Below are 24,049 nucleotides of genomic sequence, written 5' to 3' on the forward strand. Positions count from 1 at the left end.
TTTTATATTGACGCTAATTCCTTAAAATCCACACGTTACCACTTTTTAATACGTTAATGCTAGAATCTAGGCTCACACTAACACCCATTTTAGGAGTCACTATGTCGAGGCAGAGCACTGACTTATTAATTATTCGTCATGGCGAGACCGATTGGAATGCATTACAACGCCTGCAAGGTTGGTCCGATATCTCTCTTAATGAGGTTGGTACAAATCAAGCACTACATCTTAACAAGTACCTTCAAACACAATATCTACAACAAATCTATAACAGCAACGGCTTAAAACCGACACGCATCTATGCAAGTGATTTAAAGCGCGCAATCCAAACCGCCAAACCATTAGCCAATGAGCTGTCGATACAAATCAGCATTGAGCCAAATCTTCGCGAACGCAATTACGGTAAATTAGAAGGTAGGAATTGGCGAGAGGCGCTGGAACAGCAAAATACAAGTGGACATATTGCTCCTAAAGACTTTGCCTCTGAGCTCGAAGTCGAAAGCCTAGCTATGTTCTCACAGCGTATTCAACAAGGTCTTAATGGCATTGTGCAGCGCTATCCGGGCGAATTAGTCATTATTATTTCTCATGGTGGCGCACTGGATATGATGTGGCGCTATTTCAAAGGTCTAACTCATAATACAGAACGTGAGATATTACAACGCAACACCTCGATCAATCACGTGCGTTATGCAAAGAACGAATGGCATCTTCTCGACTGGGGCCATCAAGCGCATTTAGAGAGTTGACACTCATAAAACTTGCTCCTGACCATACAGGACGAGACAAACCCAATGGAAATGGTCCCTATTTATACCTGCCTATCCGAATCTGAAGCGGTCGTGATTACGTCCATGATGACCGCCTATGACATCGACTTTCTAATAAGTAATAAGCACTTTGGCACCATGTACCCAGGGGTCATATCCACGGGTCTAAGCGAACAAATCTTACTGGTTAGAGAAGATCAAGTCGACATAGCCAAAGAACTGCTAAGGTCGTTTATCGAACATAAGGACGAAAACTAAAACGCCCAAAGCACGTGAACTCCTTATAACTCCAGTATTTGTCCGTCTCTGGCTGCACTGACATGATCGGGCAACGAGTCCCGATGCACCATCAACCAGTTTTCCATGTGGTGCCCGATATGTGTCAGGAGCACTTCTTTTACTGTTAATTCTTCACACATGGCCAACGCCGTCGTTAAGTCATTATGATTACGTGGCGGTATATCCTTGGGTGGATAAGAGCAATCCACAATGCAATAGTCTAATGAGATCTTATTTAAATATTGCTGGGTTTCGTCACTCAATCCAACCGTATCAGTTAAATAGGCGATTGCCCCTTTATCGCTTTCAAATAAATAGCCAAAACACAATTTAGAGTGATTTAGCGGCAATGCTGTTACCCTCAGGTCACCGAGTTGACGTGTCTCAAAGGCCGCAAAAGGATTAGAAAAATCCAACACGCCCGGATGTTTAAATAGATCGGCAAAACCGACCTCATCAGGTGGACCATAGACCGGTATCTTCATATTGACCCCCCAGCGCAAATGCAGTAGGCCTTGTGCATGATCGGCATGATAATGCGTTTGCAAAATACCTGATAAACTGCCGGGCGGAAATCGCTGGCATAGGTCCATACCACCGGAATCAACCAGCCACTGCTCTGAACCACTCTGCACCAGGACACTGCTAGGCCTACGCACATAATAGGGATCACTATGTGCACACATGCATGCTGGGCAAAGACAGTTATAGACAGGTAGTTGGGCTGAATCTGCAGTACCTAGAAAAGTCAGTTTCATCGTGATTATTCAGTGAATGTAAATCATGGTCGAGTTTCTCTCTCATTTTACATAAGCAAACGAAGCGTTAACTCATCCCATTCTACCCTGTTCAGGGTATTTATCCAGCACCTTGCTAAACCAAGCTAGACAAAAATAAACCCCCATAATAACTATTGACGTTGATCATGGGGGTCATGGGTTGCAATACTAGCGCGCTATATCGCTAATATACGCTGCTAAGACAAGCTGCTAAGGCACTAAGACATCTCTTTATGCAAATCCTGTAAGGAATACACACTGATGGTCTTAGAGTCGCGCATATAAAGCATACCCTGTACTGCGGCATGCGCACCGGCAATGGTGGTAAAGAAAGTTAAGCTACCGGATAAGGCATTAGTCCGAATGGTTTTCGAGTCGTTAATTGCATTACGACGCGCTTCGACTGTATTGATGACCATATCGATCTCATCGTTTTTGATCATATCAACAATATGAGGGCGCCCTTCAGTTACCTTATTGACTGCCTGCACCGGAATACCGGCATCGCTAATCTTCGCTGCAGTACCACGCGTAGCACGCAATTTAAAGCCTAACTCATGTAGTCCCTTGGCAATTTCTAAGGCCTGATCTTTGTCCTGATCCTTGACACTTAAAAAGACAGTGCCTGACTCAGGCAATGAAACACCTGCGCCCAATTGAGACTTAAGGAAGGCTTCACCAAAGGTTTTACCCACCCCCATCACTTCACCTGTTGATTTCATCTCCGGACCAAGAATGGTATCTACACCCGGAAACTTAACAAAGGGGAAGACGGCTTCTTTAACACTGTAGAAAGGAGGGACTACTTCTTTTTCAACGCCTTGCTCAGCTAATGATTTGCCTGCCATCGTACGCGCAGCGATCTTAGCCAATTGTAAGCCGGTCGCTTTAGAAACAAATGGTACAGTACGTGAGGCGCGAGGGTTAACCTCTAACACATACACCTCACCATCCTGAATGGCAAACTGTACGTTCATCAAGCCTTTTACATCAAGTGCTTTAGCCATTAGGCTGGTTTGACGCTTAATCTCTTCAACCGTTTCATCATCTAAAGAGTATGGAGGCAAGCTACATCCTGAGTCACCGGAGTGAACACCGGCCTGCTCAATGTGCTGCATAACACCACCAATAAAGACCTGTTCACCATCAGCAATACAATCCACATCCACTTCAATGGCATTGTTTAAGAAATGGTCAAGTAACACAGGAGAGTCGTTGCTGACCTTGACCGCTTCGCGCATGTAACGCTCAAGATCGCTCTGCTCATGAACAATTTCCATCGCGCGGCCACCTAAAACATACGATGGGCGCACTACCAACGGATAACCAATTTCGGCCGCTTGCACTAATGCTTCATTTTCTGTGCGGGCTGTGCGGTTAGGCGGCTGACGTAAACCTAATTTTTGCAACAGCTTTTGGAAACGCTCACGGTCCTCAGCAATGTCGATGGACTCAGGGCTGGTGCCGATAATCGGTACACCATTAGCCTCTAAATCACGGGCTAATTTCAGCGGCGTTTGACCGCCATACTGAACAATCATACCGACCGGCTTTTCTACCTCGACAATTTCCAATACGTCTTCAAGTGTTAGAGGCTCAAAATACAGACGATCCGAAGTGTCATAGTCCGTAGAAACGGTTTCAGGGTTACAGTTAATCATGATGGTTTCATATCCATCATCACGTAGCGCGAAACTTGCATGTACGCAGCAATAGTCAAACTCAATCCCCTGACCGATACGGTTTGGACCACCACCTAAAACAATGATCTTCTTCTTATCGGTAGGCTGAGCCTCGCACTCATCCTCATAGGTTGAGTACATGTAGGCTGTGCTGGTTGGGAACTCGGCAGCACATGTGTCTACGCGCTTGAAAACCGGACGAATATTATTTTGGTGACGATTTTTGCGGACTTCAGATTCGGTCGTATCAAGTAAATAAGCTAAACGACGATCAGAAAAACCGTTGCGTTTGAGCTCAAGCATTGTCGTCGAATCGATAGCCGCTAACGTCACTTTTTCCAACGCTAACTCGATATCAACGATTTCTTTAATCTGCTCTAAGAACCAAGGATCAATTTTAGTCAGCTGATGCACCTCTTCTAAAGAAAAGCCCTTAGCAAAGGCATCACCAACATACCAGATACGCTGCGGACCCGGTTCAGCTAATTCCACCTGAAGCTTTTCACGGTCAATGGTCATTTGGTTAAGCCCATCAACACCCACTTCCAAACCACGCAACGCTTTTTGGAAAGACTCTTTGAAGGTGCGACCGATGGCCATGACCTCACCCACTGATTTCATTTGTGTCGTCAAACGATCATCCGCTTGTGGGAATTTCTCAAACGCAAAGCGCGGGATTTTTGTAACGACATAATCAATCGTTGGTTCAAATGAGGCAAGTGTTAGACCATCGGTAATTTCATTTTTCAGTTCATCTAAGGTATAACCGACAGCTAAGCGAGCAGCTACCTTAGCAATAGGGAATCCGGTCGCTTTAGAGGCCAAAGCGGATGAGCGCGAAACACGTGGATTCATTTCGATGACAATCATACGACCATTGTCAGGGTTAACGGCAAACTGCACATTAGAACCACCTGTTTCAACACCGATTTCACGCAAAACAGCCACAGAGGCATCGCGCATGATGCGGTATTCTTTTGCGGTTAACGTTTGTGCTGGTGCGACCGTGATTGAGTCACCGGTATGCACACCCATGGGGTCTAAATTCTCAATAGAGCAAACGATAATGCAGTTATCCGCGGCATCACGAACGACTTCCATCTCATACTCTTTCCAACCAAGCAATGACTCTTCAATCAATAACTCGCTCGTCGGAGAGGCTTCTAAACCACGTTGACAAATTGTCTCAAATTCTTCCGGGTTATAAGCAATACCGCCACCGGTACCACCCAAAGTAAAGCTGGGACGAATAACGACCGGGAAACCTGATGTGCCAATCTCAGCGGCAATCGCACGCTGCACCTCCCATGCCTCTTCCATCGTATGAGCGACACCTGATTTGGCTGACTCTAAACCGATTTTGGTCATAGCGTCTTTGAACTTTAGACGATCCTCAGCCTTGTCAATTGCAGCTTCATTGGCGCCTAGTATCTCAACGCCGTGCTTTTCCAAGACACCGTGACGAGCCAAGTCAAGGGCACAGTTAAGCGCTGTTTGACCACCCATCGTAGGCAATAAAGCATCCGGCTTTTCAACCTCAATAATACGCTCTACGGCTTGCCAAGTAATAGGCTCAATGTAAGTAACATCCGCCGTTTCAGGGTCAGTCATAATGGTGGCCGGATTACTATTTACTAAAATAGTACGATAACCTTCAGCCTTGAGGGCTTTACAAGCTTGGGCACCGGAGTAATCAAACTCACAAGCCTGACCAATAATAATCGGGCCGGCACCGATAATTAATATACTTTTTAAATCTGTACGCTTAGGCATAACTCTCTACTTATCAGCCATTAAATTAATAAATTGATCAAATAACATCACCTCATCATTTGGAGCAGTCGTGGCAACCGGATGACCTTGGAAACCGAAGGCAGGACGATCAGTTAACTTAATGCCTTGTAAACTACCATCAAATAAAGAAACATGACTTGGCTTGACCGTCGCTTCAAGACTATCAGCATCAACAGCGTAGTTATGATTTTGCGTCGTAATATGTACGCGGCCACTCGCCAAATCTTTGACCGGATGATTCACGCCGTGATTACCGAGCTTCATTTTGAATGTCTTGGCACCGGTAGCTAAGGCGAGTATTTGATAACCCAAACCAATCGCAAAAAGAGGAACCCGCTGTTCGAGCAGCTGCTTAGTATTGTCGATAGCATAGTCACAGGCAGCCGGATCGCCGGGGCCATTACTTAGAAACACGCCATCAGGATTTAGCGCTAATACATCAGCGGCCGACGTATTGGCCGGAACGACAGTAACGCGACACTTTCTATCAGCTAATAAACGTAAAAGACTACTTTTGACGCCAAAGTCATAAGCAACCACATGATAGGTGGCGTCGGATAACTCACCATAGCCCTGACCCAACTGCCAAGAAGTCTGTGACCACTGCTTAAGAGCCTGGCAAGTCACTGTCTTGACTAAATCTTGACCCTCAAGACCGGCATACGCTTTTGCAAGCTCGATGGCTTTAGCCTCATCGTCACCAACCAAAATACAAGCTGCTTGGGCACCGCCGTCACGAAGAATACGAGCCAATTTGCGTGTATCAACATCGCTAATCGCTACAATACCATTTGCTTTTAGATAGTCAGGCAGGGATTGCTCAGCACGGAAATTAGAATACTGCTCAGGGCAGCTACGAATGACTAAACCAGCAGCATGGGCTTTATCAGATTCACCGTCTTCGGAGTTGATGCCGCTATTGCCAATATGGGGATAAGTTAGAGTGATAATTTGTTGAGTGTATCCGGGATCAGTAAGAATTTCCTGATAACCAGCCATTGATGTGTTGAAAACAATTTCTGCTGTGCTGTGACCTGTCGCACCGATTGAACGGCCTCTAAATACAGTACCATCAGACAAAGCGAGAATTGCCGGCTCAACACCTTTTTGATAAGCAAAAATGCTACTAGAGTGCGCCATAAAATCTCATACATAAAAACTTAGTTAAACCTATTTATTATATAGGATATCTATGTCAAGCTTAATAATTTGTAATGATTTTAGAGATTTTTTAGGTGAGTGAGCCATTATTGCATAAAAGCATGCGCGCGCCCCAACGCGTCATACTCAATATTCAAAGCCACGCTACGCTCATAATGCTGCTTAGCTTCTCGAAATTCATAAATCACCACTTCCTCACCGGAGCCTGTCAATCGGCGACTGTAAAGTGTCGGATAAGAGGTGCGACTATTGGTTAAGACATACAGACGACTATCTTCTCTCTCAACCAAAATTTCACGCCAGCCACTAAGCCCTAACCCCTCGCCGCTCGATTCCAATCGCTCCAGCAGCCAAACACCTTGCTCATTGGAAGAGCCGTCAGTAAGCTCTTTACAGACAGCAAGCACTAAGGGGCGTCCCTCAATTGCGAAATTGACGGTGAAAAAATCCAAATCATTGGTCGTACCACCTCGACAGACCTCCGATTGACCCGATAAGGTTAAGGGCAGGTTACGTAAAGCCAATCCGGGATGAAGTACAGGCTCCCCAGCGACCGTAGCCTTACTGCGGCGGGCACTCTCTGAATCGGTGTAGACAGGTAAACGGTCAATATTAAAATAAACCCACTCGGTCATGCGTGGCAACTGCCTATTTAGACAAGCCACATCAGTGCAGTTTTTAAGCGTACTTAAGTGCTTATTAATTTCTGCTGCAAAAACACCCGGTCGCTCGGTATTGGCCAATAAGTTGGTGTAATAATAATTCCACGTCAGAAGCTTACTCGACACATCCATGTGCCGACATAACTCGTGCGGCCACTCCCTAAGCTCTTGCTCCTTGACTCTGAGAGCATCCGCACCAAAGCGCTTTACTAAAACAGTCTCATCAATACAGGGATTTATTGCTAACTCGTACTCAGCCTGCGAAAAACCCAATAAATCATCGTCACTAGGAGAGGCACTTGCAGCGGAGTGCAGCAGTGTCACACTAAGACTAAACACCAGGGTGAGAAGAGAGAGAAAGTCTTTCAACTAAAAAAACCTCTAGGGAGTAAAACCAAAAATTATTATTTAATATATACCATATTAAGCAAAGGCCGAACATTTGCTTACAATAGATTACACTCAAGACATAATATACTATCTGCATTGTACAGGCAATGATTGTGCCTAAGGAGCTACTTCTGATAGATTAGGAGTTTCACTATGTATCGACAACCATAAATGGTCGGCTATTGGTCAAAAAAAGTAAACCAAAGTTCCTGTATGTTACATAACTCTTTTAATTTCATGACCTTTTGGCTAATTCACTGAAATTACATCTCTACGTAATATAATTTTAAATCCTTACATCTAATTTACTTAAATATAAAACAATTTAGGTTTTTCAATGACAAATCAATTAGAAAGCTTAGCCACATACACAACCATTGTTGCAGACACCGGAGACTTCGAAGCCATTAGCAAGCTCCAACCTACTGACGCGACAACCAATCCTTCTTTAATTTTAAAAGCAACGCAAGATGAGCGTTATCGCCCGTTACTAACTGAGGTGATTAAAAAGCACCCCGATGCCAATACGGAGGAGTTACTGGACCACCTCTTGGTCTTGTTCGGGAGCAAGATTTTAGAGGTTGTGCCGGGCCGCGTATCGACAGAAGTTGATGCCCGACTATCCTTTGATAGCTCAGCAACAGTCAGGCGCGCGCGCCGTCTAACTGAGTTATACAAGGCTGCCGGCATTGATACACAGCGTGTACTAATCAAGATCGCTGCTACTTGGGAAGGGATTCAGGCCGCTCAACAATTAGAGCAGGAAGGTATTCACTGCAATCTCACGCTACTGTTCAGTCTGCCTCAAGCTGTCGCTTGTGCTCAAGCCAATGTCAAATTAATTTCACCATTCGTCGGACGCATTTATGACTGGCACAAAAAACAAGCAGGTGCTGATTGGGATGAATCGGCGAAGTCCGGACCTAACGATCCGGGTGTTCAGTCCGTCACGACCATCTTTAATTACTATAAAAAGTTTGGTATCAGTACTGAAATCATGGGCGCAAGTTTCCGTAATATCGGCCAAATTCAAGCCCTGGCAGGTTGCGATTTATTAACGATCAGCCCTGATTTACTGCAGCAACTGAGCGATAACAATGACCCTCTGGCTCAGACTTTGGACGCGAAGCAAGCCCAATCGATGGACATCGACGAATTGACGCTAGATGAAGCCAGCTTTAGATTTTTATTAAATGAGGATGCGATGGCAACAGAGAAGCTTGCCGAAGGTATTCGCAACTTTGTGGCGGATGCAATTAAACTTGATAAACTCATTGAGTCTGCTCGCTAAGCTCGTAACCCATTAGTTGAAAAACCAAAATTGGAGCTCACAAGGCAGACATCACCTAGCCTTTGCGCTCCATGAGCGCCCACGCGATGGTGCCCGCATCAACATATTCCAACTCACTACCCGCCGGTACACCACGAGCGATACGAGTCACTTTAATATCCTGCGGACGTAGTAATTGACTTAGGTAATGCGCAGTCGTTTCACCTTCTGTCGTGTAGTTGGTTGCCAAAATTACTTCTTTAACCTGCCCATGCTGGGTCCGTTCAATTAAACGCTGCAAGTTGAGATCGCCTGCCCCAACCCCTTGAATCGGTTGCAATTTACCCATCAACACATAATACAAGCCGCGATAGCTACGAGTCGACTCAATCATATTTTGATCGACCGGCGTTTCAACCACGCAAAGCACTGAGTGATCACGCGACTCATCACGGCAGGTAGAGCAAATATCATCCAAGGTAAATGAATTACAGAGTTGACAATGACGCAGATTATTAAGTGCGTTATCTAACGCTGCGGCTAACCTTAGGCCTCCTTGCTGATCGTATTGCAGCAAATGATAAGCCATACGCCTAGCGTTACGCTCACCTACTCCGGGGAGTTGTCGCAGGCTATCAACCAACTCTTCCAAGGGATCGGCAAATTGAGGCTCAGCGTTGATATTAGCTTTAATCAATGAACTATTTAGAATTAAAAGAGTAATTTTTTAAAGAATTAGAAAGGAAACTTCATACCCGGAGGCATTGGCATACCGGCTGTCGCCGCACCCATTTTCTCTTCAGACGTCGCTTGTGCTTTGCGTAAGGCGTCATTAAAGGCTGCTGCCGTCAGATCTTCCAGCATATCCTTATCGTCTTCTAGTAAAGACGGATCAATCGTGACTCGTCGTACATCATAACGACATGTCATGGTTACTTTAACCAAGCCACCGCCGGCCGCGCCTTCAACCTCGATCTCAGCCAAGGCTTCCTGTGCTTTTTTGACATCTTCTTGCATTTTCTGAGCTTGTTTCATCAACCCAGCTAATTGATTTTTCATAATCATATGACGTTTTCCTAAAGATTAAAAATTTACCGTATTGTATCTTATCTATCCATTAGAGAGAACTTGCACCGAGCCATCAACGACAATCGCACCAAAATTATCTTGCAGACTTTTTATATAAGGATCATTGGCCACCAATTCCTCTGCCTGTCTTTGACGCTCTTCTTGCTCCTTAATTAATTGAGCTCGGGCGGTAGCATCCCCTGTTTCGCCCGTTTTAAAATCCAATTTAACCACTTGAGAAAAATACTCAGTCAATGCGGTCGTTAGGGTTGACTTAACCGACAACTCATCGACATTTCTTAAGAATATTTTCAGATGCAGAGTATTACCATCGGTCGCTAACCATTGGCTATTTAATAGTAATTCACCAGCTAAGCCCGGCAAATTCAAGCGCTTAGTAAGCTCAATCCAGCGCTCTTGATTAAGATTTGCCAGACTGATTTTATTATCGCTTTCTGTCGCATGGGGCTCCCAGCCCAACTCAAAGTGACTATCAGATAATGGTGCATCAATGATACCGCCATCATAATCACCTACACTACTGTCATATATCCGATCCCAATCGGCGTCAGACATCTCAGAACGCTCAGAGCTAGCAATATTGTGCGGTTCTTTGTGAGGCTCTGAAAAACGAACAGACTCGGTCGGCACACTCTCGCCATCGATTGCCGGACTCACTGTATTCACTGCCGGAGCAGCAACAACCAGCTCCTCTTCTTCCACTACTACGTCAGCACTAGCGATCTTCTCAATCGTCTCCGGCTGAGCTTCGTAAACTTCATCAGCGACTTCCTGTCTGTCAGGCTCAGTACCCGGAGCGGTTGTGTAAGTCCGTGCGGAGAGTTGCTCTGCTTGACTGCTTACGTCTTCTTTAAGGAGTTTTTTTTTATCCTCTTCGTCAGCTATCGGCGCATCACTTACAGATGATCCTGGCCGTGGCTGACTCAACTCACCTTGAATCACGGGGGTATTGACCAACGCCAGCATACGCAAGCAAATCATCACAAAACCGGCATATTCATCCGGAGCGAGTGCTAATTCCTTGCGGCCGTGCACGGCAATCGTGTAAAAGAGCTGCAGCAGATCATGATTAGCGCTCTGCACTACCTGCATCATGTCCGGATAAAGTGGATCGTCACTATCCAGCGTGCCCGCCAATCTTTGCTCCATGGCGATACGTGATAGCACGATTGCCAAATCTGCAAGCGCCCCCTCATAAGAGAAACCGCGCTCAGCAATCGCATCAGCCAAGCTAACCACTTGAGATGCATCACCTGCTAATAAGGCATTAACTAAACGAAGCAAATAGCTTTGATCGATGGCACCCAACATATCCTGCATCGCTTCAACAGTGATATGGTTACCACTAAACGCTATCGCTTGATCTGTCAGTGATAAAGCATCACGCATTGACCCGGCTGCACCACGAGCTATCAACTGTAAGGCTGCGGATTCATACTGTACGCCTTCGTCTGACAATAAATGCTGCAGATGCTCGATGACGGCTTCGGGCGCCATCTGCTTGAGATTGTATTGAATACAACGCGACAACACAGTGACCGGTATTTTTTGTGGATCGGTTGTCGCTAAAATAAATTTTAAATGTGCCGGCGGTTCCTCAAGCGTCTTTAACATCGCGTTAAATGCGTGAGTCGTCAGCATATGCACCTCGTCAATCGTATATATCTTAAAACGACCGCGTGATGGCGCATAAATGGCCTGTTCCAATAGAGGTGTGATTTCATCAACACCACGTCGTGATGCCGCATCAACCTCAATATAATCGACAAAACGCCCCTGATCGATCTCTAAGCAGGCAGAGCATTGTCCGCAAGGAGCGGCAGTAATACCGGTTTCACAATTAAGCGACTTAGCAAGAATGCGCGCCAAGGTCGTTTTACCAACACCGCGGGTACCGGTAAATAACCAAGCATGATGGATTCTTTGCGTATCAAGCGCATTAGACAGCGCGCGGACCACATGTTCTTGGCCAACCAATTCCGAAAACTTACGAGGACGCCACTTACGGGCAAGGGCTAAATAATTCATAGAACATGAGGAGGAAGATGATAATGAGGCGGTGAGCCTGACTCCGGCACTAAGTCTTAATGGCTGTGGCTGCTTCCTTCCGGACCTGACCAGGTTGACCATGGACCTATGCGAAGGGACCCACCGCAAGCTAGTATAACAAGTTTATGAAATGACTTCCACAAAGAGCCCCTCTTCCATTAAGAATAAAGAAGCTTTGACTGCTTTGCCATCAATCGCCCGTAAATAAGCACAATAGCTCTGCAGCTGTGGTCGATGCTCTTGACGCATACGAAGTAAATAGTCGTCGACATGCTCATCATGCCGACGACGTGAACTTTTAAAATCGATCACATGCCAATAGTCCTCGTGCGGTATCACTAAATCCATAATCAACAACTTGCCATCAACATCGTGCAAAGGCCACTCATGCTGAGCGAGTGGATCGATTAAGTACTCTCTTAACTGAGGATTGCTTAAGCTATTTGCAAGCAGCAGCAATAATTCCCTCATTGCCTCCTCTAACCTATCCTCACTGTAACCGGCGCTCATTAACTGATGACGCATTAATGGCTCACCTTGTAGCAATCGCTGCTTATCCCAACCCGCCAACTGATCCGCCCCCATCATCTGTAACCAGGTATGGGCTACGGTCCCTAAAAGGGCTTCATCTTCACTGGCAAATTGCCAAGTCCCCTCCTCATTACCGGCTTCTTTCATCAGGTTTTCACCCAATTGACGATAAGAACGGTAGCCATTTTGCAGTTCCTCAATCGTCTTTTGCTTAAAGCGCACAAAATCCCCCAAGCTCAACGTAGCATCTATGTGCTCTGCACCAATATCCAACTGGTATGGCTGCTCGAATGGGCCTTGCGTAGACTCAGCTTCTTGGTTGTGAGAATCCACATAATTAGGCAAAGACTGCTTAATGACCTCAATATCCAATACCAGCGCTTGCTCAATACGGGTAAAAAACTGATTTTTTGACGGTTTAGTGACATTTAACACCCCGTCTTTTTCACTTAAGCCCATTAAATAAAAAAGATGTAAACGCTGGCATGGGCGAGTCGTTGCCACGTAGAGCAGTCGCGTTTCCTCTAACAATTCACGCTGTGCTTCTCGCGTTTTTAGCAGCTTTGTCATGGCATCTTCTGCTGCTCCATGCTGCTTCGACTGCACTGTACCTAACAAAACACCGGGCACTTTTTCACCATTAACCTCATAACTATAAGGCTCAAGACGCAAAAGTATCTCATCCCGATTATTTGAGGTGCCATGTAAACCATATAAAATAACCTCCTCAAACTGTAGGCCTTTTGCTTTGTGAATCGTCATGATTTCCACGGCAGCACCGGCAGTCACACTCTCCGCATATAAGCTTGAGATATGCTCTTCAAGTACTTCAAGATCAGGCGTACCATAAGGCGCCAGCTTATCAAGCAGATTGAACACAGCCTCGATATCGGCTTTTTCGGACTCTTTGGTATACAGCAAAGGCCCACCCAATTGCTGCCACATCGTACTGACACGCATCGTAAAGCTTAAGCCCTGCTGCTCTGCACTGACACTAAGCAGCACCTCACTCAAATGCTTAAAACGAGCGAATTGTTCTTCTCCGATCTGAATGGCTAAGGTCTCATCACTAAGTGCCTCACGAATTTGCTTCAAGACATTGGGTTCTTTTTTATCGCCAAAAATCACATATAAGGTGTTTAACGTCAAACCACACAACGGCGAACGATACAAAGACAACCACGCCACGCGGTCAAAACGATAGGTCAAAGCACGGATAATCTGCAATAAATCAATCACATAAGGTTGCTCACTGAGCGGGAACATATCCACCGCACGCACCGGAATATCGGCTTGCAATAAACGCTCGTTTAAACGTCCTAACGCGCTACGACTTTTTACTAAAATAGCGACCGGTTTTTCTTTGTCTTGATGGCGTTTGAAGGCTTCTTTGACGACCTCAACCACTCTTTCTTCTGCCGCTTCAAGCGCTAAGGATTTAGAATCAACTCCCTTAATCTCCTTATTACTGTAGTAAAAAGGATAATGTGTCACCGGCTCGAGGCTGCCCGGCCCATTAAACGACACGGAATGTTCATAAGGCACGGCACCAAATTCAGCATCATACACCTCAGGAAAACTCGTCTGATAAATTGTGTTGTTCCATTCCACTACCCCCTCAACTGAACGAAAATTCTCTCGCAACTTGAGCACCTCGAGAGGTACGTGATTTAGTTGCTGCTCTTTAGCCACTTTAATAAAAAGCCCTACTTCTGCTTTTCTAAAGCGATAAATTGACTGCATCGGATCACCCACTAAAAACACCGTGCGTCCATCATCCGGCAACCAACCCGACGTTAATAAAGCCAATAAATCAATTTGCATTTGACTGGTATCCTGAAACTCATCCACCAATAAATGCTGAATACGCGCATCAAGGGCCAGCAGTAAATCAGCCGGGTTGTCAGCACTACCCAAGCCATTTAAAGCACTTAGCGCAACCTCGGTAAAATCAACGGCTCCTTCATTGACATAGACTTTATATAAGCTTTCTAAGGCCTTATTTAATACGATAGACAGGTTTTGATAAAGCACGATCTGATCGTCTGTCAGTAGGTTAAGCGGCAAGCTTCTCACCGTCACCATAGCTTGTAAAAATGTCGGTGAAAAATCAGTTCCTTTTAAGAAGTCGATTAACCCCTTTTTAAATGGCGCATCTGCCGGTACACCGTTATTTTTATTCAGACTTTTTCTAATCGTATTTTCTTTTGTCAGCAGTGATTCCGCCACGGCTTGCCAACGCGCTAAGTCATCAACCTCTGCCGTTAAAGGATTGATATCCACGTCCTTTAGACAAGAAAGATCCGGCCAATCCTGAGCCCACTGCACCAAGTAAGGAATGTAATTTGAGGCAAAACCAAGCGGTAAATGATCGACGAGCTGCTGCAACTGCTTCTGGATAAAGCGCTCAAAAGTCTGCACCATACTGACGATGGTTTTAGTCGGGTCACTCAAGGCGTCCTGCCATTGCTCACGTGTTTCCAACATCTGCACAATGGCATGCTCCAAATGCACCAAATCCACATTTAAATGACTTAAGACTGCTTGCAGCGCCGGTAAGTCATCAATCTCACGGATGGTCATAAAAGCAGCTTCATGATACTGACGGCGATGCGCTTCAGAAATTTCCAAACCACCACCGGTTTGCGATGACCAAGGCATGGTGCGCACTAAGCCTGAACTTAGCGAGTCAAAGGTCATGATACGTAAACGACTCGGGTACTCCAATAAATGCCATTCTTTTTCTTGATTACGCTGTAAAACCTTTTGCGCAAGCTCCCAACTCGCCACCTTATAGTCCTCGACAGGCTTAGACTGCAGGCCTGAAGTCAGCTTTTCCATCACACGATGACGCATTTCTCCCGCCGCTTTGCGGGTAAAGGTAATGGCTAATACCTGCTCAGGCTGCTCGACAATCGCCAGCAATGAAAGGATACGATCGGTCACGAGCTCTGTTTTTCCTGAACCCGCCGGTGCCTGAACTAAAAAGGATCGATTAGGTGCGAGCGCGCGTTTACGCTCAGCAGCGTCCGAGGGTAATCTAGTCATTGTCATTCTCCTCTTCATCAAAGACCTGATCTAGGCGCAAGAAAGGTAAGACCTCACAATACTGCATATCCTTTTGAGAAACATAGCGATTGGCAGCATAACCACGCGCTATTTCATCAGCTAAACCCATTAACACACCCTTCCAATGACTTAATTGCTGCTCAAACTCAGCTTCTTCTTTTAGTTCAACGCCGGACCTACCCGGATATGACCAGTTGGCTAATCCAATACCGGCAAAACCCATCTGTTTAGGTTTTAAACCACCAAAACCTACACCGCCAACCTCATTGATCGGGTGCTCGCCATAGGCCGCATACAAGGGTAGTTGCAAATCAATCGGACGCTCCCTATACCAGTTCTGCTTGTAGTTAGGAAGGTTGCCGGTTTTATAATCTAAGTATAAATAGCTATCATTTTCTAAAAAATCCACACGATCAATCTTGACCCGTATCTTGATTTTAGACAGAGTAATCTCCGCATTTTTCTCAATATCGGCTACCGTAAAAGCTAGCTCCCGTTGTTGTTCTAATTTTAAGAAATGGAATAACTGGCTTTTTGCAAAGTCTTTTTCCAACGCCAATAACGTCGCCGAATCAAAGAGCAACTCACTACGCGCTGAGGCATCAACTACCTCAGCAATCTTCGCTTCCAGTTCGCTATCACTCATCGCGTTGAGCGTGGCCTGATCCCGCACATCACGCCAAAAACTCTCTAAAGAAGCGTGAATAAAGCTGCCTCGCTGCATACGATCCAACTCATAGCGCGGATAGGGCTCAAAAGCGCGCATATGCAAACGATACACTGCAAACGCCCATTGCGGGTTGATGGCTTGTAAATCAATTAATCGGGAACCTCCTGACAGCAAACCGTCCGCCGGCACCGGCGGACCGTAATCATCCCTTAAGAACTCAAGCGCAGCGGGTGTTGCTTGCTGAGACTCAGTAGCCGCTTGATTCACTTCGTCAAGATCCTCAACCTTAGCCCACTTCTCTTCTGCCAAATGCTGATGAATAAGCGGTGATGCTTTCGTTGGCATTTCCCCGGCAAAGGCATGCCAACTAATCGTGATATCCGGTGCTGTTTTCAACAGACTCTTCAGCATCGCTTCAGCCCATAGAAACTCGCGCTTGTGATCCGTCCTCGGCGCATCAACTCGCAACAAAGCCGATTTTGGAAGTAAAGGATTTGGCTTTGGCACGGTGGGCAAAACATCATCCTGCATACTTAAGATCCATACGGCATCCCACTTAGCCCCTTCAGCCTCCAACATACCCAACACATCAAGACGTGCGGTGGGCGCTCTCTGCGGTTGGAAAATCTGCTGTTTACAGACTCTCTCGAAGAGATAATAAGCGTCGCTAACCGTCATGTGGTCTAACGCCTGTGATAGAGGCACTGCATTTTTTAGAGCCTGTTCAAACGCACCGCATACTTGATACTGAGCAGAACTTAATTTCTTAATACCGGGAAAGGCAAAGAGTTCGAAAAAAGCTTTAAATTTCTGCAGCCAACGATTTAACCTTAGGTACTTTTCATCGTCTGCAAATAGGGCAAAAGCTCTCTCTGTCAGCTCACTAAACTCATCGCTAATATCATATAAAAACTGCTTAACCTGATGTTTGCTATAACTGACTTTGTTATTTTGTCGTAGCGCCAAGTCAACGGCACTTAATTGATCTGCCCAGGTTGACACCAAGGCTTCCTGAGCAAGCAGCAAGGACTCACCAATCTCCTGAGTTGGCATACGTTTTGAAGCGCTTAACTTGATGAACAGCTTAAGCCACGCAAGGGCGGAGCGCACAATGGACCAGTCACTGAGCGGACGACCGATGGCCACGTTATAAAGCAAATCAGCATTTAAACCGCCGTCTTGAATACGCTCATGTAAATAGCGACGCACCGTATTAAGTTCTGTTTGCAGCATGGGATCGATAATGGCAAAGCGACCACGCGGATGCTTTTGAAGCATTTGCTTAGCCCAGTTAACCGCTACTTCTAATTCTTCGGCTCTGCTTTGCGTGCGGATCACTTGCAGCTTAGCGACTTCTTCTAATTCACTTTCAAGAATGTATAGCTCAGCCCCCAAAGCTTGGCACGCGTTCAATAAGTCAACCTGAATAGCAGACAACTCTCTAAAACCCAATAAGACAATTTTCTTCGCGATGTTTTTTTGTAAGCGTTGGGTAGTGTAGGTACTGCTGTCAGTATTTGATGAGGCGTTGACCGCATGTTGTTGTAATTGCTCTAAAAGCCATTGATTTTTTAATGGTCCGTCAATCGCGTCCCGTTCCTGCAACCTTTGAAGATAATGCGCCTTGATCTTTTTATACTCAATATATTCGGGCGTCTCTTCAAGCGCTTCAACCTGCACACCCCACTCTACTTGCAAGGTATAGGCGTCGGACAAAACCTTGGCAAGTTTAGTCAAATTCAATGTGTTGAGATGCTGCTCTTCCAAGACGGCTTCCCAATAGAGCAATGATGCGAACGGGGTCAACTGCTTAGCGGCAGGCACTTTACCAGCAGTAAAGATCAACCGCTCATAAAGAAACTCTAAAAACAAATTCCACGGCTGCACCTGCGCCAATTGAAACACTTTGGCATCGTGACGTTTAGCAGCAATTAATTCTTTTTTTAAATGAATGGCCATCCGGTTATTGACCGTGACCACCATGGTATCAGTCGCTGGAAAATCCAGTAACTGCTGTCTTGAAATGATCTCTAAACTATCCAGCATCGCTCCGCCTTAAGCACTTAATGATTGTTTGATATTTAAAAATAATGGTAGTTAATTTTAAGCTACCGACACCTTTCTGCGAAGAGAAAGGCGCATACCGTCATGATATGCGCCCTTTTAAACAGTTAATTAAGCAGTTGCTCTACGTAAACAAAGCCTCTGCCTGCTTTCTCAGCTCGAACTTTTGAATCTTACCCGTCGCTGTTTTAGCTAACTCACCAAAGACATAATGCTTAGGGCGCTTAAAGCCGGCTAACTTAGCACGACAATATTGATCCAATTCCTCCTCTGTGATGACTGCACCCTCCTGCAACTCGACAAAAGCAACTGGCACCTCACCCCACTTTTCATCGGCTAATGCAACGACAGCGACATTTGCCACACCGGGGTATTTATAAAGCACATCTTCCACCTCAATACTGGAGACATTTTCACCACCGGAAATAATAATGTCCTTGCTGCGGTCTTTAATCTGCGCATAGCCATCAGGATACAGAACACCTAAATCACCTGTATGGAACCAACCACCGGCAAAGGCCTTGTCAGTTTCCTGAGGATTTTTAAGGTAGCCTTTCATGACAATATTGCCGCGGAACATCAGCTCGCCAAAGGTTTTTCCATCAGCAGGGACCGGCTTCATCGCGCTCGGATCCATCACCGCAAACCCGGACTGCAGGGTATATCGTACGCCCTGACGTGCCTTTTTCATTGCTCTTTCACTGACCGTTAACTCATCCCACTCCGGCTTTTCAACACAGCCGGCAGATGGGCCGTAGATCTCCGTTAGCCCATACACATGTGTGATATTAAAGCCCATTTCTTCCATACGGGCTAAAATAGCTTCGGGAGGCGCAGCACCGGCGACCATCCCATTGACTTGATGTTCAATGCCCTGCTTACACTCGGCCGGCGCATTGGCTAAAGCCGCATGCACCACAGGAGCAGCACAATAATAATTAACTCGCTCCTGTCGGATTAAGTCAAAACAAAGCGTCGGCTCAAATTTGCGTAAGCATACATTGACCCCACCACGCGCAGCAATCGTCCAAGCAAAACACCAGCCATTACAATGAAATAAGGGTAAGGTCCATAGATAAACCGGACGCTTAGGCATATCAAATTCTAATATCTGCGCGATCGCATTTAAGGCTGCACCGCGGTGATGGTACACCACACCCTTAGGGTTTCCGGTAGTGCCTGAGGTGTAGTTCAGTGCAATCGCATCCCACTCATCCTCCGGCAACACCCAGTTATCAAGGTCTTCTGCTGATGCTAAAAAAGTCTCATAATCCACATCAGCAAATAGCTCCACCCCCTGAGGACCTAACTCATCATTGACCTGGATGATTTTTAATGCCGGCAGCTCCGCCTTAATCCTGGGAATAAACGCTGCGAACTCACTGTCTACCAGGAGGAACTCGGCTTCGCCATGCTTTAAACAAAAAATCAGCCCATCCACTTCTAAACGGACATTCAATGCCAGCAACACGCCTCCGGACATCGGTACCCCAAAACTGGCCTCAACCATGGCAGGCGTATTATATAAAAGCGTAGCGATCGTTGTGCTACGCGTTGCACCATTTTGCCTTAAAGCAGCTGCCATTTGACGACAACGATAGTAGGTTTCAGTCCAATTCTGTCGAGTCGTCCCATGAACAATAGATAGCTCATCACCAAATACCTCATGAGCACGGACTAAGAAATCAATGGGGGTAATTGGTACGTAATTTGCGGCATTTTTGCCCAGACCTGTATCGTAATCGGCCATGTTGTCTCCTGATTTAAAATTATGCTTTTTAAAATAGTAACCGTATTCAAAAGTATGGCATGGATCTAAGTTTAAACCTTAGTCGATAGCCTGCAAATCAGACTTAAGTCATAGACTTGCTTCATTTTTATTTAAACGCAAACTGCTACACGCGCCTATTTAAAATAACACCCTAAGCGCGCGGGTGATGCTTTTGATGTAAACTTTTTAAGCGCTCGCGCGCCACATGCGTATAAATTTGTGTGGTTGAAATATCCGCATGACCTAACAGCATCTGGACCACTCGCAAATCCGCCCCATGATTGAGTAAATGTGTCGCAAAAGCGTGTCTTAGCACATGAGGTGATAGCGGCACTTGAATCGCTTGTTGCTGCGCGTATTTCTTCACTAATTGCCAAAATGCTTGGCGACTCATGGCACGACCCAAGCGTGTGATAAATACCGCGTCATCAATCCGACCCTTTAGTAATTCCGGTCGACCCTCCTGCAAGTATTGCACCAAGTAATCAACAGCCACTTCCCCCAGTGGCACAATACGGTCTTTACCCCCCTTACCTTCAACCACTCGGACAAAGCCTTCGTTTAAAGCCAGATGAAAACTCTTTAAGCTAATCAATTCAGTCACACGTAGCCCGGTTGCATAAAGCGTTTCCATCATGGCCTTATCCCTAAGCCCGCCCGGGGTCGTGATGTCAGGTGCGGCCAACAACAATTCAACCTGTGCCTCACTTAGGGTATTAGGAAATCGTGCCGCTTGCTTTGCAGGCTGTATGTGTAGACAGGGATCTTCGTCAATCCGACGACTTTGAATGGCCCATGCATAAAAACGTCTGAGCGTCGCTAAACGGCGATTCGCTGTACTCGCCTTGGTTTGCAAATGCATTTGCGCTAACCACGCTTGAATATCCTCTGCTCTTACTGCTAATAGCGAGATATTGTTACGCTTTTCTTTTAAAAACTTAAGAAAAATACCTAAATCCTGCCGATAAGCGGATAGCGTATTTTTGGATAAGCCTTCCTCTAACCACAAGGTATCTAAAAAAGAAGAGACATCGCTTTCTTGCATTATGCTTCCCATTTAAAAATTAATATTCAGCTATACTAGCTAACTGTGTTTTCGCACATAGAAATTGCGCATTAATTCCCAACCCATTCTAAACATTAAACCAATCCCTTCCGTCATGTCTATTTTATATATTCTCTTACCTGACATTATCCTTGTAGCGCTTGGTTGGTTCCTACTTAACAAGATGGGTTTTAGTCGTGAGTTTTTTGCCACCACTGAAAAAATGGTGTATTTCATCATGTTTCCGGCATTGTTATTTCGCTCTGTTTTATTGAGTCCACTGAGTCTTAATACCGCAGGCACCTCTTTGTTGTCTTGTGCTTTATTAGCCTTTGCCGGTTTATTAGTCGCGAGCTTAGCCCGACCGGTTTTAAAAATAGATGAGCGCTCAGCTAACTCAACACAGCAATGTGTTTATCGCTTCAGTACCTACATTGCCCTTTCCATCGCCCCCTCCGTTGGCGGCACAGAGGGAGTGGCGGTGATGGCGGTTTTTATCGGTTTTACCGTGCCTTTAGTTAATATCTTAGCTGTTCGCGCCTTGGCAGCAGGTCAAGGTGGCATGATTAAGTCCATACTCACCAACCCATTAGTACTTGCTACCGCCTCTGCCGTGGGCTTGAATTTACTCGGTTTCCAATTACCTGAGGTACTTAGCAACACCTTATCTAAACTGGGTCAAGGTTCCATTCCACTCGGTCTGATTTGTATTGGTGCAGCACTAAAACTCAGAGAAGGCACTGCCAATGCACCGTTAGTTGCTTGGATGACCGCGGGACGCCTGCTTTTGATGCCGATGTGTGCCATTCTTATCGCACTGATTATGGGTTTCAGCGTATTGGAAACACAGATGTTTGTCATCTTTGCTGCTATTCCCACCGCACCGGCGGCTTATGTTTTAACCGTACGCATGGGTGGTGACGCTCGTTTAGTCGCCAATATTATTTCTGTACAAACCTTATGTTGTGTATTAACTATCCCGATGTGGCTATTTCTTATCGTCAACACATCTTTTTTACAAACAATTGTTAATTATTTTCAATAATAAACACAAATAATAACTTAAAATTTACTTAATTAACAATGAATTAGCATTACCATCTCGAATTCACATGGACAAAGAACTGAGTAATTATCACCTGTTATTAGCCGATGAAGAGGCCACCGAGGCCTTGGCAAATCAACTTGCAGAATCTATTTTCCCTGATTTATCAACGGGTTATGAGCCAGACCTTAGCAACTTCGACGGTGCTCGTATTTATTTGCAAGGAGATTTAGGCGCCGGTAAGACAACCTTTGCTCGCGCCTTTTTACGTGCATTAGGTGTAACAGGGCGCATTAAAAGCCCCACATATACCCTACTTGAAAGCTATAATGTTTCTAGATTATACTTATATCACTTTGATTTTTATAGGTTTAGTGACTCTGACGAGTGGCAAGAAGCCGGTTTTGAGGAGCAGCTATTCGACCAAGCGGTTGTACTAGTTGAATGGTCAGAAAAAGCAAACGAGCAACTCCCTCCTCCTGATTTATACCTTAAGTTAATTTATCAGGACGAAGGACGAGAGGCCGTTTTATCGGCAATTTCAGACAAAGGGAAGCAATGGTTAAACAATTTGAACTCACAGACAAAGGCATAAAGCGTCGTCGTGCTTTAAGCGTCGCGGGTAGCTTATTGACCCTAAGTGTCATCCCAAAATGGGCCCAAGCTGCCGGACCCCAGGTCTTGGCTGTTCGTACTTGGCCTGCCGATGAATATACCCGTGTCACCTTAGAGTTAAGTGCACCGCTTAGTGCTGAGCACTTTATGCTCGAAAACCCAAACCGTTTAGTGGTGGATTTACAGGGCATTACGCTAAACCAGGCACTCAACTCGTTAGTGTCACAGATTAAGCCTAATGACCCTTACATTCAGTCAATACGTGTTGGGCAAAACCGTGCTGATGTTGTACGCTTAGTCATGGATCTTAAGCAGTCGATTGCTCCACAAGTGTTTACTCTAAAACCGATTGGTGATTATCAATACCGTCTTGTGCTGGATTTGTATCCTAAAGTAGCCCACGATCCGCTCATGGCCCTATTAGATAGTCCGGGTGATGACCCGTTGGCAGGTATTATTGATCAGTTAGGTGCAAATCGCCCAACCACCAATGCACCTACCGTACAGGGACAAATTGCTCCGCCAACACCGCCAACCAGTTCAGGCAGCAGGAGCCGCGGCTCGCGTCAAGTCTTAATCGCCATCGATCCGGGTCATGGCGGTGAGGATCCCGGTGCAATTGGCCCTAGCGGCACGCGAGAAAAGGATATTGTCTTAGCCATTGGTAAGTTCCTACGCGACCAGATCAATGCCCAGCCTAATATGCGCGCTTACATGACGCGCGATGCTGATTTCTTTGTGCCTTTACAAGTAAGGGTACAAAAAGCACGACGCGTAAAAGCCGATATATTTGTATCTATCCACGCAGATGCCTTCACCAATCCAAGTGCTCGCGGAACGACTGTCTTTACCTTATCCAATAAGGGGGCATCGAGTGCCGCCGCCAAATGGTTAGCCAATCGTGAGAACCAAGCCGATATGATTGGGGGCGTTGATTTTGGTGTTCACGATAAGAGCACAGCCAGTGTTTTATTAGACCTATCGACGACTCAGCAAATTCAAGACTCATTAAAAATTGGACATCGCGTCTTAAGTTCGCTTTCCAAGGTCAATGGCGTCCATAGTCGACGAGTGGAGCAAGCAGGCTTTGCTGTTTTACGATCCCCTGATATACCTTCCATTTTAGTTGAGACAGCGTTTATTTCTAATCCACAAGAAGAAAGATTTTTACGCTCCAAGAGCAACCAAAAAGCCTTAGCGCAGGGGATTGCCAGAGGCTTACAAGACTACTTAGCAACCAACCCACCATTAGCCCGCATGGGTTAAAAGCAAACCCACCTACTGATTAAACTTAGTTTTTAAAACCGCTTGATT

Annotated in this window: 17 protein-coding genes and 1 other RNA gene; 6 read left to right on the forward strand and 12 right to left on the reverse strand. The window is 45.7% G+C overall.

Annotated features, from left to right (window positions below; all coding sequences use genetic code 11):
• Positions 1-101 precede the first annotated feature (101 nt).
• Positions 102-749 carry a histidine phosphatase family protein gene (locus tag B092_RS0100130; RefSeq protein ID WP_018573210.1) on the forward strand — a complete coding sequence of 216 codons (648 nt, stop codon included), beginning with the start codon at positions 102-104 and terminating at the stop codon, positions 747-749.
• Between the two features lie 45 nt (positions 750-794).
• On the forward strand, positions 795-1,028 hold the full coding sequence (locus tag B092_RS0100135; RefSeq protein WP_018573211.1) for a hypothetical protein: 234 nt from the start codon (positions 795-797) through the stop codon (positions 1,026-1,028).
• A gap of 23 nt (positions 1,029-1,051) precedes the next feature.
• On the opposite strand, the gene phnP is transcribed toward B092_RS0100135, so the two are convergent.
• From phnP to B092_RS0100155, 4 genes are all read right to left on the reverse strand, one after another.
• Positions 1,052-1,807, reverse strand: coding sequence for a phosphonate metabolism protein PhnP (phnP, locus tag B092_RS0100140; protein WP_026253487.1), 756 nt, complete (start codon positions 1,805-1,807; stop codon positions 1,052-1,054).
• Positions 1,808-2,046: 239 nt separating this feature from the next.
• The gene (gene carB / locus B092_RS0100145; RefSeq protein ID WP_018573213.1) at positions 2,047-5,283 is read right to left on the reverse strand and encodes a carbamoyl-phosphate synthase large subunit; all 3,237 of its coding nucleotides are present in this window, start codon (positions 5,281-5,283) and stop codon (positions 2,047-2,049) included.
• A gap of 6 nt (positions 5,284-5,289) precedes the next feature.
• Complete coding sequence (carA, locus tag B092_RS0100150; RefSeq protein ID WP_018573214.1) at positions 5,290-6,444, reverse strand: glutamine-hydrolyzing carbamoyl-phosphate synthase small subunit; 1,155 nt, start codon at positions 6,442-6,444, stop codon at positions 5,290-5,292.
• 107 nt (positions 6,445-6,551) lie between these two features.
• Positions 6,552-7,496, reverse strand: a complete 945-nt coding sequence (locus B092_RS0100155) for a hypothetical protein (protein ID WP_232244244.1) — start codon at positions 7,494-7,496, stop codon at positions 6,552-6,554.
• A gap of 358 nt (positions 7,497-7,854) precedes the next feature.
• Between B092_RS0100155 and tal the strand changes: the two genes are divergently transcribed.
• On the forward strand, positions 7,855-8,808 hold the full coding sequence (gene tal, locus B092_RS0100160) for a transaldolase (RefSeq protein ID WP_018573216.1): 954 nt from the start codon (positions 7,855-7,857) through the stop codon (positions 8,806-8,808).
• 55 nt (positions 8,809-8,863) lie between these two features.
• Here the strand turns inward: tal and recR are convergent, their stop codons facing one another.
• The 8 genes from recR to xerD form a co-directional block, all read right to left on the reverse strand.
• Positions 8,864-9,484, reverse strand: a complete 621-nt coding sequence (recR, locus tag B092_RS0100165) for a recombination mediator RecR (protein ID WP_018573217.1) — start codon at positions 9,482-9,484, stop codon at positions 8,864-8,866.
• 38 nt (positions 9,485-9,522) lie between these two features.
• The gene (locus B092_RS0100170) at positions 9,523-9,849 is read right to left on the reverse strand and encodes a YbaB/EbfC family nucleoid-associated protein (RefSeq protein WP_026253488.1); all 327 of its coding nucleotides are present in this window, start codon (positions 9,847-9,849) and stop codon (positions 9,523-9,525) included.
• Between the two features lie 48 nt (positions 9,850-9,897).
• Complete coding sequence (dnaX, locus tag B092_RS0100175) at positions 9,898-11,904, reverse strand: DNA polymerase III subunit gamma/tau (RefSeq protein ID WP_018573219.1); 2,007 nt, start codon at positions 11,902-11,904, stop codon at positions 9,898-9,900.
• A 27-nt stretch (positions 11,905-11,931) separates the two neighbouring features.
• Positions 11,932-12,029, reverse strand: an RNA gene (gene ffs, locus B092_RS14835) — signal recognition particle sRNA small type.
• Positions 12,030-12,048: 19 nt separating this feature from the next.
• A complete protein-coding gene (locus B092_RS0100180) occupies positions 12,049-15,504 on the reverse strand; it encodes a UvrD-helicase domain-containing protein (RefSeq protein WP_018573220.1) in 3,456 nt (1,151 codons plus the stop codon).
• Complete coding sequence (locus B092_RS0100185) at positions 15,497-18,241, reverse strand: PD-(D/E)XK nuclease family protein (protein WP_018573221.1); 2,745 nt, start codon at positions 18,239-18,241, stop codon at positions 15,497-15,499. The genes B092_RS0100180 and B092_RS0100185 overlap by 8 nt, the downstream gene beginning before the upstream one ends.
• Before the next feature lie 142 nt (positions 18,242-18,383).
• Positions 18,384-20,009, reverse strand: a complete 1,626-nt coding sequence (locus B092_RS0100190; RefSeq protein ID WP_018573222.1) for an acyl-CoA synthetase — start codon at positions 20,007-20,009, stop codon at positions 18,384-18,386.
• A gap of 172 nt (positions 20,010-20,181) precedes the next feature.
• Complete coding sequence (xerD, locus tag B092_RS0100195; RefSeq protein WP_018573223.1) at positions 20,182-21,075, reverse strand: site-specific tyrosine recombinase XerD; 894 nt, start codon at positions 21,073-21,075, stop codon at positions 20,182-20,184.
• Between the two features lie 115 nt (positions 21,076-21,190).
• Here xerD and B092_RS13395 point away from each other — a divergent pair, with 115 nt between their 5' ends.
• The 3 genes from B092_RS13395 to B092_RS0100210 all read left to right on the forward strand — a co-directional run bounded on the left by B092_RS13395 (position 21,191) and on the right by B092_RS0100210 (position 24,001).
• Positions 21,191-22,120 (forward strand): AEC family transporter, encoded by a 930-nt coding sequence (locus B092_RS13395; protein WP_018573224.1) that lies wholly within the window; start codon positions 21,191-21,193, stop codon positions 22,118-22,120.
• Positions 22,121-22,187: 67 nt separating this feature from the next.
• Positions 22,188-22,715 (forward strand): bifunctional alanine racemase/tRNA (adenosine(37)-N6)-threonylcarbamoyltransferase complex ATPase subunit type 1 TsaE, encoded by a 528-nt coding sequence (locus tag B092_RS0100205; protein WP_018573225.1) that lies wholly within the window; start codon positions 22,188-22,190, stop codon positions 22,713-22,715.
• Positions 22,679-24,001 carry an N-acetylmuramoyl-L-alanine amidase gene (locus B092_RS0100210; RefSeq protein ID WP_018573226.1) on the forward strand — a complete coding sequence of 441 codons (1,323 nt, stop codon included), beginning with the start codon at positions 22,679-22,681 and terminating at the stop codon, positions 23,999-24,001. Before B092_RS0100205 ends, B092_RS0100210 begins: the two co-directional genes overlap by 37 nt.
• Positions 24,002-24,049: the final 48 nt, after the last annotated feature.

The organism is Oligella ureolytica DSM 18253, assembly GCF_000373745.1.
GTDB lineage: Bacteria > Pseudomonadota > Gammaproteobacteria > Burkholderiales > Burkholderiaceae_B > Oligella > Oligella ureolytica.

Bases quoted from the DNA above. Each gene is read 5' to 3' on its own strand.
- B092_RS0100130 (WP_018573210.1), top strand. From the start codon at position 102: ATGTCGAGGCAGAGCACTGACTTATTAATTATTCGTCATGGCGAGACC.
- B092_RS0100135 (WP_018573211.1), top strand. From the start codon at position 795: ATGGAAATGGTCCCTATTTATACCTGCCTATCCGAATCTGAAGCGGTC.
- phnP (WP_026253487.1), bottom strand. From the start codon at position 1,807: ATGAAACTGACTTTTCTAGGTACTGCAGATTCAGCCCAACTACCTGTC.
- carB (WP_018573213.1), bottom strand. From the start codon at position 5,283: ATGCCTAAGCGTACAGATTTAAAAAGTATATTAATTATCGGTGCCGGC.
- carA (WP_018573214.1), bottom strand. From the start codon at position 6,444: ATGGCGCACTCTAGTAGCATTTTTGCTTATCAAAAAGGTGTTGAGCCG.
- tal (WP_018573216.1), top strand. From the start codon at position 7,855: ATGACAAATCAATTAGAAAGCTTAGCCACATACACAACCATTGTTGCA.
- dnaX (WP_018573219.1), bottom strand. From the start codon at position 11,904: ATGAATTATTTAGCCCTTGCCCGTAAGTGGCGTCCTCGTAAGTTTTCG.
- B092_RS0100180 (WP_018573220.1), bottom strand. From the start codon at position 15,504: ATGACTAGATTACCCTCGGACGCTGCTGAGCGTAAACGCGCGCTCGCA.
- B092_RS0100185 (WP_018573221.1), bottom strand. From the start codon at position 18,241: ATGCTGGATAGTTTAGAGATCATTTCAAGACAGCAGTTACTGGATTTT.
- B092_RS0100190 (WP_018573222.1), bottom strand. From the start codon at position 20,009: ATGGCCGATTACGATACAGGTCTGGGCAAAAATGCCGCAAATTACGTA.
- xerD (WP_018573223.1), bottom strand. From the start codon at position 21,075: ATGCAAGAAAGCGATGTCTCTTCTTTTTTAGATACCTTGTGGTTAGAG.
- B092_RS13395 (WP_018573224.1), top strand. From the start codon at position 21,191: ATGTCTATTTTATATATTCTCTTACCTGACATTATCCTTGTAGCGCTT.
- B092_RS0100205 (WP_018573225.1), top strand. From the start codon at position 22,188: ATGGACAAAGAACTGAGTAATTATCACCTGTTATTAGCCGATGAAGAG.
- B092_RS0100210 (WP_018573226.1), top strand. From the start codon at position 22,679: ATGGTTAAACAATTTGAACTCACAGACAAAGGCATAAAGCGTCGTCGT.